The following is a 15,457-nucleotide window of genomic DNA, read 5'->3' as shown; positions in this document are numbered from 1 at the left end:
AATGTTTGAAAACTGACTTCAAGGGAGAGACCCCATCATGGAACGCCGTACATTCCTCAAGGGCGGCGCGGTCGCCGGCGCGACGACGCTGGTTGCGGCCCCTGCGATCGCGCAAGGCGCGCCCGAGATCAAATGGCGTCTGACCTCGAGCTTCCCCAAATCGCTCGACACCATCTACGGTACGGCGCAGACGTTTGCGAAATACGTTGCGGAAGCCACCGACAACAAATTCCAGATCCAGACCTTCGCCGCCGGCGAGCTCGTGCCCGGCCTGCAGGCGCTCGATGCCGTCAGTACTGCTTCCGTGGAGATGGCGCAGACGCCGCTCTATTTCTACATCGGCAAGGAGCCCGCGCTGGCCTATGCCACTGGCGCACCCTTCGGCATGAACCATCGCCATCAGGAGTCGTGGTGGCACTTCGGCGGCGGCGCCGGCCTCACCAACGAAGCGCTCAAGCCTTTCAAGGCGCACGCCATCCTCTGCGGCAATTCCGGCACCCAGATGGGCGGCTGGTTCCGCAAGGAGATCAAGACCGTCGACGACCTCAAAGGCCTCAAATTCCGCATCGCCGGCATGGGCGGCCATGTGCTGGCGCGGCTCGGCGTCGTGCCGCAGCAGATCGCCGGTGGCGATGTGTATCCCGCCCTCGAGAAGGGCACGATCGATGCCGCGGAATTCGTCGGTCCCTATGACGACGAGAAGCTCGGTTTTCAGAAGGTCGCCAAATACTATTATTTCCCGGGCTGGTGGGAAGGCGGTGCCATGCTGCACATGGTCGTCAACGACGAGAAATGGGCCTCGCTGCCCAAGCAATACCAGGCGATCGTCAACCAGGCCGCATCGGCGGCCGGCGCCTGGATGCTCGAGAAATATGACAGCGTGAATCCGGCGGCGCTCAAGCGCCTGATCGCCAATGGCGCGGAGCTGAAGGCGTTCCCGCAGCCGGTGCTGGAAGCCTGCTACAACGCGACCCAGGACCATTTGAACGAGCTCGCCGCCAAGAGCGACCTGTTCAAGCGGACCAAGGATAGCCACGACACCTATATGAAGGAGCTGCTGTTCTACACGCAGATCGCGGAGAACTTCTACGACAATTATCTGCTCAGCAAGACACGCAAGACCTGAGCTTGAGGGGCGCGGTGCCGCGATTGCGCCGCGCTCCCGTAGAGTGGGCAAAGGCGCACTTGCGCCGCGCCCACCACGACTTGCTCGGCTGGCCCTGGTGGGCACGCTTCGCTTTGCCCACCCTACGGGACCTGAGCAAGCGGTCTACACCGCCCCCAGACCCAGCTTCGCATAGATCCGCCGCGCATATGCACCGAACGCATCCGTGGTCTTCAGCGGAAGATCGCGCGGGAAGGGCAGGTCGATCGCAAAATAATCGGCCATCTTCGCAGGTCCCGCGGTCAGCACGGCGCAATGCGAGGACAGGAAGACGGCCTCCTGGATCGAATGGGTGACGAAGATGATGGTCTTGCCGCTCTCGCGCCAGATCCGCAGCATCTCCAGATTCATCTGCTCGCGTGTCAGCGCATCCAGCGCGCCGAACGGCTCGTCCATCAGGATCAGCTTCGGATCGTGGATGAAGGCGCGCGCGATCGCGGTGCGCTGCTGCATGCCGCCGGAGAGCTGCTGCGGATATTTCTGCTCGTAGCCGGCCAGCCCGACCAGATTGAGCAGGTCGCGCGCCCGCTCGCGCGCGGCTCTCATCGGCAGGCCGACGATCTCGGCCGGCAAGAGCACGTTGTCGAGGATAGTGCGCCACTTCAAGAGCAGCGCCTGCTGGAACACCATGCCGATGTCGCGGGTCGGATCGAACGGGCTCTTGGCATTGCCTATTCTCACGGTGCCGCCGTCGGCGCCGTGCAGGCCGGCCAAAATCTTCATCACCGTGGTCTTGCCGCAGCCGGACGGGCCGACCAGCGAGACGAGCTCACCTTCCTGCACGTCCATGGTGACGTCGGAAACCGCCAGGAATTCGGCACCGCCGCTGCGGTAGACTTTCCGGACGCCTTGCAGGCTGATGAAGGGTTCTTCGGTCATGCCAGCCATTTGCTCAAATTGGCGGCGACGAAGGCATCGTCGCTGAGATCGGCGTGCTCGCGAGTGACGCGATCGATCTCCTGCTTCTGGCCGGGGCTGAGGCCCTCGTTCGGATCGAGGCACCACAAACCTTTCATCAGGCCCTGGCGTCGCAGCACCTCGTGGCAGCCCGCGATGCAGCCGTGAAAATTATTGGCGACGTCGAAGAACGCGCTGTTGCAGTCGGTGACGCGAGCATCGAGCGCGAGCAGGTCGGCCGGCACGCTGTCCTTGTGCCGCGCGGCCTTGCAGCGCTCGAACTGTTTGATGGCGCTCGCCGTCCACACCGACCAATGGCCGAGCAGGCCGCCTTTGAAATAGGTGCGTGTGGTGACGCCGTTGTCGCGCAGGTCGAACGGCAGCATCAAGTCGAGCAGGATATGATCGTCATTGCCGGTGTAGAGCGCAACGCGGTCGAGCGCGCCGGCGGCCGCGACGCCGCGGAGCACGTCGAGCGTGCGATAGCGGTTGAACGGCGCGATCTTGATCGCGATGACGTTGTCGATCGAAGCGAAGCGCTGCCAGAACCGGCTCGACAGAATGACGCCGCCCACGGCCGGCTGGAGGTAGAAGCCGACCAGTGGAATCTCGGCGGCGATCGCGGTGCAATGCGCGATGATCTCGTCCTCGGAGGCGTTTCTCATCGCTGCGAGGCTGAGCAGGCCGGCGTGATAGCCGATGTCGCGTGCAGTGCGGGCCTCAGCGGTGGCCTGGCTGGTTGGGCCGGCAAGGCCAGCGACCAGCGCTAGCGGCCGCGTGGTCCAGCTCGCGGCGGTCTCGGCAGCGAGCTCGAGCACGGGACGGTAGAGGCCGACGTCGCGGATCGCGAACTGCGTCGTGTGCACACCGACGGCAAGGCCGCCTGAGCCGGCATCGATGTAATAGCGCGTCAGCGCGCGCTGATGCGTCTTGTCAAGCTGGCGCTCGGCAGTGAGGGCGAGGGGATGTGCCGGCAGCACTGTGCCCTCGGCGATCAGCTTGCGGATGTCGCTGTTGATCTGGCTGTGGTGCATGATGTCCTATCCGAATTCAGGGCCCGCAACGGCGAACGGCGTTTCTTCGGCAGCGATGGTGGCGGGGCCGAACCGCATGCGCTGGAACGGCCGCTCGATGGTCCAGCCCGAGGCGACCAATCCCTCCAGGAACTCGCCCTGCGAGGCGATTGCGTCGAGCAGGAGCGGCCGGTCCTCGGACCCCGCGATCGCGTGAATGAGAGCCAGCGCTTCGGCTGCATGATTTGCGAACAAGGGGCCGATATGGCGCGCGGTTCTGCCGTCGCGGACCAACGCGATGCATCCGTTTGCAGTGACGATGCGTGACCCCGAGCGCTGTGCAAAGGCGGTCAGCAGAGCGGTCCGGTCGAACCCTGTGGCGCGCCGGTCCCGGGCACAAAGCGCCTCGAGCGTTGCGGCGGATGGTACCGGCGCGGACGCCTGCGCAGATTTCTTCAGCTTCAGCCGGCGCAACTGCAGGGTCGGTGTGAACCCGAGCGGCCCGTAGACATTGGCGCCGTCGGGCGTCGCATCGAGCCAGCTCGTCAGGCCATTCCTGCGCGCTGTTTCCAGGCAGGCATCGACGAGGCGTGTTGCAAGGCCGCGGCGCCGATGCGTAGCCGACACCAGCACCATGCTGATCCAGGCGTTGTTGCCGGAATAGGGCAGCAGTGCCGCGGTCGCCACCAGTCGCGCGCCGTCGCGGATGCCGAACACGACGCCGTCGCGCAGGAAAACACGCCAGTCCTCTTCGGTCTGGTTCCAGTGCGCTTCCGTCGACAGCGCCAGCCCGGCGATCGCGTCCTCGACGCCGAGCTTGATGATGGGCGGGCCGTCAGTAGCGTCCATCGCGCACCTCGTATTTGGTGGGCTTCCCGAGACTCGGCATTGCGCGGGAGACCCAATCCGCGGTCCAGGCGATCAACTGCTCGGTGTCGACGACGGGCAAGCCGAACAGCTCGACTGCCTTCGACGTGTCGGTCAGCCATGCCGTCGGCTCTTCCTTGCCGGTCAGCACCGGCGCGCGGCCGAACCTTGCGCCGAATTTTTGCGCGAGATCGCGCACCGCCCGAATCTCGTGGCCGCTGACATTGATCGGAGAGGTCGGCGTCGTGCAATGGGCAAGGCAGCGCAGCGCCTGGGAGGACGCATCGCCCTGCCAGATGAAGTTGACATGGCCCAGGCTGACGTCGATCGGCGTGCCCGTGAGCACCTTCGTGGCGATATCGTGCAGCACACCATAGCGCATGTCGATCGCGTAATTGAGCCGGAACAGGCGGCCCGGTGTCGAAAACTTGCGCGAAAAATACTCGAACATGCGCTCACGGCCGACGCAGGATTGGGCGTACTCGCCGGGCGGGTTCGGTGCCATGTCCTCGGTCGAGCCTTTGCCGTCGATGGGTACGAAGGGATAGATGCAGCCGGTCGAGAACGCCACGATGCGGGATGAGGGGAAGGCCTGCGCGACCAGGGCCGGCACATGCGCGTTCATCGCCCAGGTCAGCGACAGATCACCCTCGGCGCCGAACTTGCGGCCGGCCATGAAGATGATGTTGGGCGCCTTGGGCAGCGCTTGAATCGCGCTCTCGTCCATCAGATCGCAATTGATGGTCTCGACGCCGCGCGCATGCAGCCAGTCTTTGACGCTGGCATCGCTGAAGCGCGCGACGCCAATGATGCGGCGATCCGGCACGGCGGCTTTCGCGAGCCCCGCCAGCGTTGGCCCCATTTTGCCGGCGACACCGAGGATCATGATGTCGCCCTCGACCTTGGCGAGGTCGTCGATCAGCGCCTGCGTCGGCCGGCACAGGAGCTCGTCGAGCGCAGCGACATCCGGAATGGTCTTCGGCAGCGTCTGGCGGGTGAGCAGCATGGATTTGGTCCTTGGTCTTAGTTCTGCCTGGCGTCGCCGACCACGAACATGCGTTCGAGGGCGAGCACCAGGCCATAGAGAGCGACCCCGAGCAGCGTCAGCAGCACGACCGCCATCACCATCGCCGGCGTATCGAGCGAGGACTGCACCTGGATCATGAGGTAGCCGAGCCCGCGCTCTGAGGCGATGAACTCGCCGACGATGGCACCGGCGACCGCAAGGATGGCGCCGACCTTCATGCCGGAAAAGATGTAAGGCAGCGATCCCGGCAGCTGGATCTTGCGGAACAGCGTCCAGCGCGAGCCGCGCAGCGATTTGACGAGATCGAGCAGGTCAGGCTCGACCTCGCGCAGGCCGCGCGCGGTGGTGAGCAGGATCGGAAAGAAGCAGATGCTGAAGGCGATCAGGATGTTCGGCACGATGCCGTAGGAGAACCAGACGATGACGAGCGGGCCGAGCGCGACCTTCGGGATCATGTTCAGTGTCACGAACAGCGGCAGCAGCACGAGGCTGAGCAACGGCGCCCAGCTGAAGATCACCGCGAGCGCGACGCCGACGAAAGCGCCGAGTGCGAAGCCGCCGAGGATCTCGATGGCGGTCACCAGCGTGTTGGCGCCCCAGGCATAGCCTGCGGTTCCCAGCGTCTGCACGGTGGCAAGCGGCGAGGGCAGGATGAATTTCGGCACGTGGAACGTATCGACCGTGACCTGCCAGAGCACGAGCACGGCGAGGTGCACGATCAGGATGATCGCAAAGCTGCGCGAGGTGCGGGCCGCGTCTCTCACCGGTTGCTCCCTGTTGCCGCGGTCACCTGCCGCTGCGACGAGCCTAACCGGCCTTCAGGGAAGTTTCAACCAGTTGGTTGATTATGGCCGGAGCGACTGCAGCACCAGATCGGCGACGTGCCTGCGGCGGGCGCGGCGCTGGGCGCGGCTCGACAGGTCCTTGCCGAAGATCGCCGACAGCGTCGGCGTGTTGGAGAAGAAGAAATAGCTGAGGCCCGCGATCGAGATGTAGAGCTGGACGGGATCGATCCCCTTGCGGAACACGCCCGCGCGCACCCCCTCGTTGAGGATGTGGGAGACGCTTCTCACCAGCGGGGAATGCATCGCTTCCAGCCGCCTCGAGCCGCGGACGTGGCGGGCGCCGCCGCGGTTCTCGTCGTTCAAGAGCACGATGAAATCAGGGTTTGCCGCCAGGTGGTCGAATGAGGCTTCGATCAGCCTGCGGATCGCCTTTTCCGGCGGCAGGCCTTCGAGATTGAGCCTGCGCTCCTGCTCGCGAATATCCTCATAAACCCATTCGAGCACGGCGAGGTAGAGCGCGTCCTTGTCGCCGAAGTAGTGATAGACGAGCTGCTTGTTGACGCCGGCACGCTCGGCGATCTCGTCGACGCGGGCCCCCGCAAAGCCGTGCCGGGCGAATTCCAGGCGCGCCGCCGTCAGCAGCTTGTTGCGGGTGGCGACGGGATCGCGGCGCTGCGGCACGGTGTCGCCAGATCGTTTTGCGGGCATTTCCAACCAAACAGTTGACAAGTTGAGGGCGGGCTTGTTGCATTGGTATCCTCACATGGGGAGAGCGACAAGCCGGGGTCGCGGCAATGAGGAGAGGTGCGATGAAGCATTTGCAGGCGGCGGGCTCTGCCCTGGTGTTGGCCCTGATGCTCGGTGTGTCGGCGGTGTCCGCGAGCGCGGGCGAGGCGGTCAATCTGATCCTGAACTGGACGCCGACGGCCGATCACTCGCCCTATTATTACGCCAAGGCGCAAGGCTGGTACGAGAAGGCCGGGATCGACCTGACGATCGAGACCGGCAAGGGCTCCGGTGTCTCCGCCGCCAAGGTCGGCTCCGGCGGCTCGCCGTTCGGCGTCGCCGATCTCGCCACCATGCTGGTGGCCAAGAGCAAGGGCGCCGACGCCGTTGCGGTGATGAGCGTCTACGCCAATACCGGCCAGACCTTCTACTGGCTGAAAAGTTACGGCGTGAACGGGGTGAAGGATTTCGCCGGGCACAAGATCGGCAATCCGCCAGGCGATGCCTCGCGCGTGATGTGGCCGGCCTTCGCCAAGGCCGCAGGCCTTGCGCCCGACTCCGTCGGCTTCGTCAATGTCGGGCCGACCGCGAAGATCGCGGCGCTGAAGAGCCACACCGTCGACATCATCAGCGACTTCTACAACGAGCATGATCTGAAGGTGATCGAGTTCGGGCCCGATCTCGGCTACGTCAACTGGAAGGACATCGGACTCAACCCCTACGGCAATTCGCTGATCGTCAACGGCGCCTATCTCCAGAAGAATCCGAAGGTGGTCGAAGCGTTCGTGCGCGTCACGCAGAAGGCCTTTGCGGCCTGCGTCGCCGACGTCACGCCGTGCCTGAAAGCGCTGCTCGATCAGGTCTCTGGTCTCGACAAGGAGAACCAGGAGCGCCAGTGGGAACGCATCAAGTTCCTGATGACCGACGAGTTCACGACGACGAAGGCGCTCGGCTGGATCGACGGCGAGCGGATGAAGAAGGACTACGAGCTGGTCCAGACCTATCTCGGCATGGAGAAGCCGTTCGACGTGACGACGGCGTTCACGACCAAGATGCTGGATCCGAGCATCAAGATGGATGCGAGCAAGGTGAAGAAGTAGGGGGGGCTTGCCCCATACTCTCTGTCATCGCCCGCGTAGGCGGGCGATCCAGTATTCCAGAGACGTCTGAATTAGAGCCGAGAAGCTGCGGCGTACTGGATGCCCCGGTCCCGGCTCCGCCAAGGCTACGCCGGGGCCACGGGGGTGCTCGGCCGCCGAAGCTTTAGCGAAGGCGGCAAGCCGGGGCATGACAGCGCTGTTGGGGCGAGCGCATCCGCCCAATGCCGCGCCCTTCCACATGACCCGACAGAGAAATTAACTCGCCGTTAACCATATCCGCCGCATCGTTAACCATTCAATAACGGGGAACGAGTCGGCCGCTATGGAGGCTGCAGCAAAAGTCCAACGCCAGATGGTGCGCCTGCGCGGGCGCTCCTATGTGGCCTTCGTGTTCGTGCCGACGGTCCCGATCCAGGACTGGCTCCAGGAGATCGATGCCACGATTGCGCGCTCGCCGGGCTTCTTTGCCGGTCGGCCGGTGGTGATCGACCTGTCCTCGGTCGACCTCAGCCAAGCCGGCATCACCCATCTGCTGACCAGCCTGCAGGACCGCAACATCCGCGTGCTCGGCATTGAGGGCGTGGAGGACGGCCGGCTGACGCCATCCATGCCGCCGCTGCTCTCGGGCGGGCGCAGCTGCGTGGTCGAGCCGAGCGCGCCCAAGAAGGCTGATAAAGTCCAAGCCAAGCCGACCTCGCTGCTGCTCGAAAACCCGGTGCGCTCGGGCCAGACCGTGATCTTCCCCGAAGGCGACGTCACCATTCTCGGCTCGGTCGGCTCCGGTGCCGAGGTGGTCGCCGGCGGCTCCATCCACGTCTACGGCGCGCTGCGCGGCCGCGCCATGGCGGGCGTGAACGGTCACACCAGCGCGCGCATCTATTGTCAGAAGATCGAGGCTGAACTGCTTGCAATCGATGGATTTTATCAGACTGCCGACGACATCGACGCCGCCTTGCGCGGCAAGCCGGCGCAGGCCTGGCTGCAGGGGAATACCATGCGAATTACAGCACTGAACTGACCAGCAAAGGAGACATTTCAGATGAGTAAGGTACTGGTCGTGACATCAGGCAAGGGCGGGGTCGGCAAGACCACGACGACCGCCGCGCTGGGGGCTGCGCTCGCGCAGCGCGGCGACAAGGTCGTCGTGGTCGATTTCGACGTCGGCCTGCGCAATCTCGACCTCGTCATGGGCGCCGAGCGCCGCGTCGTGTTCGACCTCATCAACGTGGTGCAGGGGGTGGCCAAGCTGCCGCAGGCGCTGATCAGGGATAAGCGGCTGGAGAATCTCTGGCTGCTGCCGGCTTCCCAAACCCGCGACAAGGACGCGCTGACGGAAGAGGGCGTGGGCAGGGTCATCGCCGACCTGCGCAGCCGGTTCGACTGGGTGATCTGCGACAGCCCGGCCGGCATCGAGCGCGGCGCCTCCATGGCGATGCGCTTCGCGGACGAGGCCGTGATCGTGACCAATCCGGAAGTCTCGTCGGTGCGCGATAGCGATCGCATCATCGGCATGCTCGATTCCAAGACGGTGCGGGCCGAGAAGGGCGAGCGGGTCGAGAAGCACATTCTCATCACCCGCTACGATCCCTCCCGCGCCGCGCGCGGCGAGATGCTGACCATCGACGATATCCTGGAAATCCTCGCAACGCCCTTGCTCGGCATCATCCCCGAGAGCCAGGACGTATTGAAGGCCTCCAACGTCGGCACGCCGGTGACGCTGTCGAACGCGGATGGAGCGCCGGCGCGAGCCTATATGGACGCGGCCAAGCGCCTCTGCGGCGAGAACGTGACGATGCACGTTCCCGCCGAGCGTAGAGGTCTGATGGACCGCCTGCTGCGACGGAGGGCTGCATGAGCATGGGTCTGCTTCGACTTCTCCGCGGCAAGAAAGCCACTGCACCCGTCGCTCGCGAACGGTTGCAGATCCTGCTTGCCCATGAACGCGGAATGCGTGGCCAGCCCGATCTGCTCGGTGTGCTGCGTGAGGAAATTCTCGCCGTCGTGTCCAAGCACGTCACGCTGGACCCGACCAAGGTCATCGTCCGGCTCGAGCGCGGCGACGAGGTATCGACCCTGGAAGTCGATATCGAGGTGCCCAACGATATCGAGCGCAAGCGCGTGGCGGTCGCGTAGGGGACACGGCCGACGCGTCCAAATTGGGGTGGGTGAGAAGGCGGTCCGCCGGGCATGGCGGGCCGCCTTTGTCGTGCGCTCAGGTGGCGGCACGGAACGAGGCCCTGGGCTCAATCGTTGTGAGAGACTCGCGGGAGCGATGCACCGCGGTTTCCGTCCACCGGGAGAGCGCCCATGATGTCCGAGGTCCAGGTCCACACCGTCGCGCGGCAGATGCTGGAACAGCACGGATTCGCTGCGATTGCGAAGGCCGCCGAGCAGGCGCAAGCCTGCGAGGGCCGCGGCGAGGCCGAGGAGGCCAAGGAATGGCGTCACATTGTCGACGCCATGAAGATCATGCGCGGTCCGCACCAGAGCTGACAGTCGTAGGCCTGGGCGCGCTCAACGCTCCTCGCGGTCAGCGCCTCGCTGCGGAGTGCGATGCTGTGTCTGGGGCTGCGCGCGCTCGCCCGTCTCCTTGCAGGGAAGGGGTTCCCACGATCCGTCTGGCGCCTGCTGATAGGCACTGCATGACGACGAGGTGGATTTTTCCTCGCCTTTCTGGGCGTCGGAATTCTTCGCCAGGGCGGGCGCGGTCAGCACCGCGGCGGCCGCAATTGCGCCGGCGAAAACGAAATGGATACTCCGCATGAGGGCTCTCCGGTTCGAATTCGAAGAGCGGCATGGTGTGGAGGATTGTGACGATTGTTAGCCGAAGCAGCGGTTCGTCGCAGCGTGCTTAACGCTGCAACGGCCGCCCGCTAGCCGCCCTTGCTGCGGATCAATCCGGCGAGGTTGGTCTTCTGGGCCTCGCACCAGCCTTGCATGCCGAGGCGACGCTGGTCCATGTCGGTCGCCTGGGTCGCGACTGCGACCTCGGCCATCAAATCGTCGTCCTGCTTCTCGCCCATCTTGCCGCCGGTGTGCATCCAGGCGATCGCCTTACGCACTTTCTCGGTGGTGCCGTCGGGCAGGTGCATCTGCTGCGCCTTCTGCACGAGATCCTGGTAGACGAGGTCCGTGCCCGGACATTCGACCTTGGCGGCGAAGGCCTGCAACACCATCGTCACATAGGTCGAGCGCGGTGGTGCGTCGGCCGCCTGGGCCGGTGCAGCCAGCAGCAACAGGCCCGTCATCAGAAAACCAGCGCGCATCCTTGGTATCTCCTCCGTTTTTTGAGAGGCTAGCGTCCGGCGCGCCGCTCTGCAATGGGACCGGAGCGCAATTGTCGTCCCTCCGTGCGGTGCGCTAACCTGGCGCTTTCCGGCCTCGGAGCGCGACATGAGCCTGTTCAGCACGCCATTTGATCCCGCACGCGACACCGCACTCGTCACCGGCGCAGGCAACGGCATCGGCCGCGCGATCGCGCAGGCCCTGGTTGGCGAGGGCGTGCGGACCGTCTTCGCCGATATCAGTGCCGAGCGGGTGGAGGTCGCAATCGGCGCGAGCAGGAGGCCCGAGCTGGCGGTGCCCTGGATCGGCGATCTCGCCAGGCTCGAAGCCTGCGATGAGCTGCTGGCCGCCGCACAGGGGGCGCTCGGGGACGTCACGCATTTCGTCCACAGCGCGTCTCCGCCGCGGCGAGAGGCGGATCATGCGCTCGCGGTCGATCGCAAGACCTGGCAGGATATGCATGCCGTCAATCTCGATGCCGGCTTTCACCTGGCGCGCGAGATCGCGAAGCGGCTGATTGCGGCGAAGCGGCCGGGTTCGTTCCTGTTTCTCACCTCGCTGCATGCCGGCACGCCGCGCAACCTGCCGCACTATTCGACGGCGAAGGCGGCAATGGCGATGCTGGTGAAGGAGCTCGCCAAGACGTTCGGCCAGCACGACATCCGGGTCAACGCGCTGGTGCCCGGCGCGATCGCCGCCGGCGGGTTCGTCGCGGATGCCTCGCTGGCGCGGCACATTCCGCTCGGGCGTCTCGGCGAGGCCGATGATCTCGCGCCGATGGCGCTCACCGTCTTGTCGAACAAGCTCTCCGCTTATGTCACTGGCGCAGCCTTCGTCGTCGACGGCGGATTGTCGCTGACGAACTGGTTCGAACCGCCGGTGCTAGATTAGCCTAGCGTTGCCAGGCCGGCACGGGATCGAGCGGCGTGCGATAGACCTCGTTGTGATCGCGATCGGTGACGCGCACCGAGCAACCCTTCTGCTGGAGCTCCGGCTTCACCTGCGACAGCTCGCATGCCAATTGATCGGCGCGATCGGAGGCGACCTCGATGTCTTCGAGGATGATTCCGCCCTGGTTCCTGAACTCTTCACCAACCACAAGATCGAAGGAGTAGTATGGCATCCGACTTCCCCGGTGTGATGACCCAAGTTTGAAAAACAAGTCTTCAATGGAAATCTCGACACATCCGGGATGGTATCACGAGTCGATATTTATCGAATGATCCGGCCGCGCAATCTCTGTGCTTATGGCGCAGAAATGATGTGCAGCATGCGAGCTCATTAAGATTTTATTAAATATGCGGCGCGACCATGAAGCATGGAATCGCAACAGAACCGGGCTCCGGGAACCGGCAGTTGCAAGAGAAGGTCGCCGGCATAAATCCCGACGGCCTTTTCTCTTGAGCGGAAGACGATCGAAGCATCGCTTCCCGTAATCGCCCGGACTCAACGCATCACATCGACTCGGACAGCGTAGGCGACGTTGCGGCGCTGTGGTGCCGCATGGCGCTGCGTTAGCGCAGCGGCATTGGCGGACGCACGACAGGTCCATCGTCATCGGCAACGGCTTGCGTCGTCGCAGCCGGCGCAGCTGACGGCGGGACTGCGACAGCCTGCGATGGCGGCGGAGGTGGTGCAAGCGGCGCTGGGGTATAGGCCGGCATGTAGGTCTGCGTGACGGCCGGCTTGGGCTTGCGAACCGGCGGCGCAGGCCGCGGCGGAAGCGCAGAGGCGCGTGGGCGCGGATCGACCGGCTTGGTCTCGACAGCCACTGGCCTCGGCGCAGGCGGCTTCGCCATCTCGCGCGCCATCTGCTCCTGTCCGGCCTTCAGCTCGGCGATGTTGGCCTTGAGCTGCTCGATCTGCTGCGCCATCGCGGCGAGATCGTTCGTCATCGACTGCACCGTTTGCGCGGTGTCCGGCTGCGCCGTTGCGGGCGCGGCGGCAAGCTGGGGCGGAGGCGGCGTCGCGGGTTGATCGGCCGTTGGTTCGGTTGCCGCTGGTGCTGCGGGCGGGGCGGCTTCCGCTGCCGCGACGGGCGTCGTCTGCGACGTCGAAGACATCAGCGAGATCGAAGGCATCAACGACGTCACTACCGGCGTCCATTCGGCGAGCATTTGCTTCGCGGTATCGCCGTGCTTCTCCCAGGCAATCGCGGCAGCCGCGCTGCCGCCCGCGAACAGGAACGTGACGAACGCACCGCGCAGCCACTTGCCGACCGCGGATCGCTTGCGATGGCCCGGACCATCGCTGGCCGTCACACGGACCGCCCTGTCGACCGAAGGTGCCGCAGCGGGCTTGCCGTAAACGACGTTGATCGTGGGCTCCGGCGCACGCGCGGGATTCGGAGCGAACCTAGGCTCCGGACGGGGTGCGACCTCCGGCGCCAGCGCTGGCGCCGTGCTCCCCGGGCGCGAGACCAGCACGATCTCGGGAGAAATCTGAACCGCGTCGTGCGGGTCGTTGTCCTTGACCGTGTCCTTCACGATCTCATCGACGATTTGCTTGCTGTTCAGCGTCGCGAGCATCGCAGCTCCTTTTGAAGCCCAGATGTTTAAGTTTTGGTCCTCCGCATTGGCGCGGAGCCGATCTGTTGAGGAGGGCCCATCCCAAATCCCTGGGACACACGAGTCCAGCCGGGTTTGACCAAAGCAAGGCAAGGAGATGGAGATGATGCGACGCTCCTCTGCCGTTTGTGGTGATGGAACCCGTTTTGTCGAACACGCGCACGTGTTCCGGTTTGCCTTGTTTTCAGCACGATTTGGGCAGCATCTGGCGGGGCTGGGGGCGCTATCGGGGGGCCGGTGGTGCCAAGATCTCTTCTCTGTTTGTTCGTCGTCGCCTTGTTGCCGCTCGGCGGCTGCATGCAGACGACGCTTTCGCCATCGACGGATGCGAGCATGACGGCTCGCGACCGACAGTTGCTCGCGCACACGCCTTACGCAAAGGCCAACGTACCTGAGCAGTATCTACGCCACATCGTCGATTACCATCGCAAGGAGCAGCCCGGTACCATCCTGGTCGATACCGACGCGCGCTACCTGTATTTCGTGCTGCCCGAGGGCAAGGCGATCCGCTACGGCGTCGCGGTCGGCGAGGAAGCCATGGCGTTCTCAGGCGTCGCGCGGGTCGGCCGCTTGGCGGAATGGCCGGACTGGATTCCGACAGCGGACATCCAGGCGCGGCTCGGGCCGTATCCGGCACGCGTTCCCGGCGGCCCCGCCAATCCGCTGGGCGCGCGGGGGATTTATCTCTATGCCGGCAACAAGGACACGCTTTATCGCATCCACGGCACCAACCAGCCCGAATATATCGGGCAGGCGATCTCGTCGGGCTGCATCCGGATGCGCAACGAGGACGTCATCGATCTCTATGACCGGGTGAAGCTGGGCTCGACCGTGGTGGTGCTGCCGCCTGGGCAGAACGCGCAGGCCGTGACCGGCGCGTTCTGGCGCGGGTGAGGAAAGCTCACTCGGGCGTGATGTGTCCGGCATCTGCGGCACCGGAAGCACATCTGGTTCTCGCGCACGCGGGGGCGTTCTCGCCCTACTCGCCCGGCCTGGCGATCCGCCATTGCAGAGTCGTGGCATTGCCGTTGGCATCACCCGGCGCCTTGTCGGCGGGCGAGGTGTAGAGCGGGCGATAGCGGTATGCCCACATCTTGCTGCCGTCGTTGCGGTTGATCACGGTGAAATCGCCGACGGCTTTGGCGTCGGTCGTCGCGGCGAGCGGAACCCAGCTCTCGGTGCACTTGCCGTTGCAGTTCGACGTCCTGCCGGTGGTGTCGCGCTCGTAATAGTAGAGCGTCATGCCCTTGAGGTCGACGAGCTTGGGACCCTGCTTGGTCAGGACCACCTTCGCCGGTGCGGTCGTCGCCTCGGGTTTCGGCGGGGGCGGGGAGTCGCCGCCGCCATGGCCATTCGCGAGCGCATGACCGGTCGAGAGCGCGATCGCCGCGGCCACAACAATGCACCTGAACATCCGAAACTCCCGACCCGCAAAGTTAATCGCGCGTTAAGCGCCGAACGGGCCGACCGTAACAGCCGAACGTTAGTTCCAGGTTTCGCGGCGCTGCGACAATTACGTACAAAACGACGGGCCTACTATGCCTGCACATCGCGCAGCGGCGCGCGGCTGAGCTCGTTGCCGGCGGCAATCGCCTTGCGCAATAACCGCATCAATTCCTCGCCTTCCTTCGCGCTAAGGCCGCGCAGCATGACGCGCTGCGCAGATTCGACGGCGGGCGTGATCTTGCGCAGCGTGCGCCTGCCTTCATCGGTGATCTCGAGCTCCCGCGCGCGGCGGTCGCGGCTGGAGGCGCGGCGCTCGACGAGGCCCTTTTGCACCAGTCGATCGATCACGCCGGTGATGGTGGTGCGGTCGTAGGCGATCAATCCTGCGAGCGTCACCTGGTCGAGCCCCGGATTGGCCTTGATGGTCGCCAGCGCGGCATATTGTACCGGCGTAAGATCGAAGCCGGCATCTCCGACTTCAGCCAGGAATACCGCGACCGCGATCTGCTGGAACCGGCGCGCCAGATGCCCCGGCATGTCGTTGTTGTCTTTCACCGAGGTCTCCGTTTGGCAGGGACG

The 15,457-nt window shown here is 64.8% G+C and carries 20 protein-coding genes; 8 read left to right on the top strand and 12 right to left on the bottom strand.

The window, feature by feature from the left end:
• Positions 1-37 precede the first annotated feature (37 nt).
• The gene (locus ACNJX8_RS23125; RefSeq protein WP_128941934.1) at positions 38-1,126 is read left to right on the top strand and encodes a TRAP transporter substrate-binding protein; all 1,089 of its coding nucleotides are present in this window, start codon (positions 38-40) and stop codon (positions 1,124-1,126) included.
• Between the two features lie 144 nt (positions 1,127-1,270).
• Here the strand turns inward: ACNJX8_RS23125 and ACNJX8_RS23120 are convergent, their stop codons facing one another.
• The 6 genes from ACNJX8_RS23120 to ACNJX8_RS23095 all read right to left on the bottom strand — a co-directional run bounded on the left by ACNJX8_RS23120 (position 1,271) and on the right by ACNJX8_RS23095 (position 6,462).
• The gene (locus ACNJX8_RS23120) at positions 1,271-2,053 is read right to left on the bottom strand and encodes an ABC transporter ATP-binding protein (protein ID WP_128934169.1); all 783 of its coding nucleotides are present in this window, start codon (positions 2,051-2,053) and stop codon (positions 1,271-1,273) included.
• Complete coding sequence (locus tag ACNJX8_RS23115) at positions 2,041-3,096, bottom strand: dihydrodipicolinate synthase family protein (RefSeq protein WP_128941936.1); 1,056 nt, start codon at positions 3,094-3,096, stop codon at positions 2,041-2,043. The genes ACNJX8_RS23120 and ACNJX8_RS23115 overlap by 13 nt, the downstream gene beginning before the upstream one ends.
• Positions 3,097-3,102: 6 nt before the next feature.
• Complete coding sequence (locus ACNJX8_RS23110; RefSeq protein WP_439356857.1) at positions 3,103-3,924, bottom strand: GNAT family N-acetyltransferase; 822 nt, start codon at positions 3,922-3,924, stop codon at positions 3,103-3,105.
• A complete protein-coding gene (locus ACNJX8_RS23105) occupies positions 3,911-4,948 on the bottom strand; it encodes an NAD-dependent epimerase/dehydratase family protein (protein ID WP_439356856.1) in 1,038 nt (345 codons plus the stop codon). The genes ACNJX8_RS23110 and ACNJX8_RS23105 overlap by 14 nt, the downstream gene beginning before the upstream one ends.
• 17 nt (positions 4,949-4,965) lie before the next feature.
• A complete protein-coding gene (locus ACNJX8_RS23100; protein WP_439356855.1) occupies positions 4,966-5,733 on the bottom strand; it encodes an ABC transporter permease in 768 nt (255 codons plus the stop codon).
• An 81-nt stretch (positions 5,734-5,814) separates the two neighbouring features.
• Complete coding sequence (locus ACNJX8_RS23095; RefSeq protein WP_128934164.1) at positions 5,815-6,462, bottom strand: TetR/AcrR family transcriptional regulator; 648 nt, start codon at positions 6,460-6,462, stop codon at positions 5,815-5,817.
• 101 nt (positions 6,463-6,563) lie between these two features.
• Here ACNJX8_RS23095 and ACNJX8_RS23090 point away from each other — a divergent pair, with 101 nt between their 5' ends.
• The 5 genes from ACNJX8_RS23090 (at position 6,564) to ACNJX8_RS23070 (ending at position 10,073) form a co-directional block, all read left to right on the top strand.
• Positions 6,564-7,580 (top strand): ABC transporter substrate-binding protein, encoded by a 1,017-nt coding sequence (locus ACNJX8_RS23090; RefSeq protein WP_128934163.1) that lies wholly within the window; start codon positions 6,564-6,566, stop codon positions 7,578-7,580.
• A gap of 322 nt (positions 7,581-7,902) precedes the next feature.
• Positions 7,903-8,598, top strand: a complete 696-nt coding sequence (minC, locus tag ACNJX8_RS23085; protein ID WP_130220786.1) for a septum site-determining protein MinC — start codon at positions 7,903-7,905, stop codon at positions 8,596-8,598.
• Positions 8,599-8,619: 21 nt separating this feature from the next.
• Positions 8,620-9,435, top strand: a complete 816-nt coding sequence (gene minD, locus ACNJX8_RS23080; RefSeq protein ID WP_439356854.1) for a septum site-determining protein MinD — start codon at positions 8,620-8,622, stop codon at positions 9,433-9,435.
• Entirely contained in the window at positions 9,432-9,713 is a 282-nt protein-coding gene (minE, locus tag ACNJX8_RS23075) for a cell division topological specificity factor MinE (RefSeq protein ID WP_091888131.1), read from the top strand. Before minD ends, minE begins: the two co-directional genes overlap by 4 nt.
• 174 nt (positions 9,714-9,887) lie before the next feature.
• Positions 9,888-10,073: a hypothetical protein gene (locus tag ACNJX8_RS23070; protein ID WP_027572193.1), complete on the top strand. Its 186-nt coding sequence runs from the start codon at positions 9,888-9,890 to the stop codon at positions 10,071-10,073.
• Positions 10,074-10,094: 21 nt separating this feature from the next.
• On the opposite strand, the gene ACNJX8_RS23065 is transcribed toward ACNJX8_RS23070, so the two are convergent.
• Positions 10,095-10,343, bottom strand: a complete 249-nt coding sequence (locus tag ACNJX8_RS23065) for a hypothetical protein (RefSeq protein ID WP_128934161.1) — start codon at positions 10,341-10,343, stop codon at positions 10,095-10,097.
• 110 nt (positions 10,344-10,453) lie between these two features.
• Complete coding sequence (locus tag ACNJX8_RS23060) at positions 10,454-10,846, bottom strand: hypothetical protein (RefSeq protein WP_439356853.1); 393 nt, start codon at positions 10,844-10,846, stop codon at positions 10,454-10,456.
• A gap of 127 nt (positions 10,847-10,973) precedes the next feature.
• On the opposite strand from ACNJX8_RS23060, the gene ACNJX8_RS23055 reads away from it, so the two are divergent.
• Positions 10,974-11,756, top strand: a complete 783-nt coding sequence (locus ACNJX8_RS23055) for an SDR family NAD(P)-dependent oxidoreductase (protein ID WP_439356852.1) — start codon at positions 10,974-10,976, stop codon at positions 11,754-11,756.
• 1 nt (position 11,757) lies between these two features.
• Here ACNJX8_RS23055 and ACNJX8_RS23050 read toward each other — a convergent pair whose 3' ends face one another.
• Positions 11,758-11,988: a DUF6894 family protein gene (locus ACNJX8_RS23050; RefSeq protein ID WP_091888123.1), complete on the bottom strand. Its 231-nt coding sequence runs from the start codon at positions 11,986-11,988 to the stop codon at positions 11,758-11,760.
• Positions 11,989-12,379: 391 nt separating this feature from the next.
• Positions 12,380-13,393, bottom strand: coding sequence for a hypothetical protein (locus ACNJX8_RS23045; protein ID WP_439356851.1), 1,014 nt, complete (start codon positions 13,391-13,393; stop codon positions 12,380-12,382).
• 336 nt (positions 13,394-13,729) lie between these two features.
• Here ACNJX8_RS23045 and ACNJX8_RS23040 point away from each other — a divergent pair, with 336 nt between their 5' ends.
• A complete protein-coding gene (locus tag ACNJX8_RS23040; RefSeq protein ID WP_164939878.1) occupies positions 13,730-14,326 on the top strand; it encodes a L,D-transpeptidase in 597 nt (198 codons plus the stop codon).
• A gap of 85 nt (positions 14,327-14,411) precedes the next feature.
• Here ACNJX8_RS23040 and ACNJX8_RS23035 read toward each other — a convergent pair whose 3' ends face one another.
• Positions 14,412-14,846, bottom strand: coding sequence for a COG4315 family predicted lipoprotein (locus ACNJX8_RS23035; protein WP_439356850.1), 435 nt, complete (start codon positions 14,844-14,846; stop codon positions 14,412-14,414).
• A gap of 122 nt (positions 14,847-14,968) precedes the next feature.
• Entirely contained in the window at positions 14,969-15,433 is a 465-nt protein-coding gene (locus ACNJX8_RS23030) for a MarR family winged helix-turn-helix transcriptional regulator (protein WP_128941946.1), read from the bottom strand.
• Between the last annotated feature and the right edge of the window lie 24 nt (positions 15,434-15,457).

This window comes from Bradyrhizobium sp. SPXBL-04 (genome assembly GCF_051853035.1).
Lineage (GTDB): Bacteria > Pseudomonadota > Alphaproteobacteria > Rhizobiales > Xanthobacteraceae > Bradyrhizobium > Bradyrhizobium zhanjiangense.
Note: the sequence above shows the minus strand (reverse complement) of the source record. Positions and strands in the feature narration are given on the sequence as shown.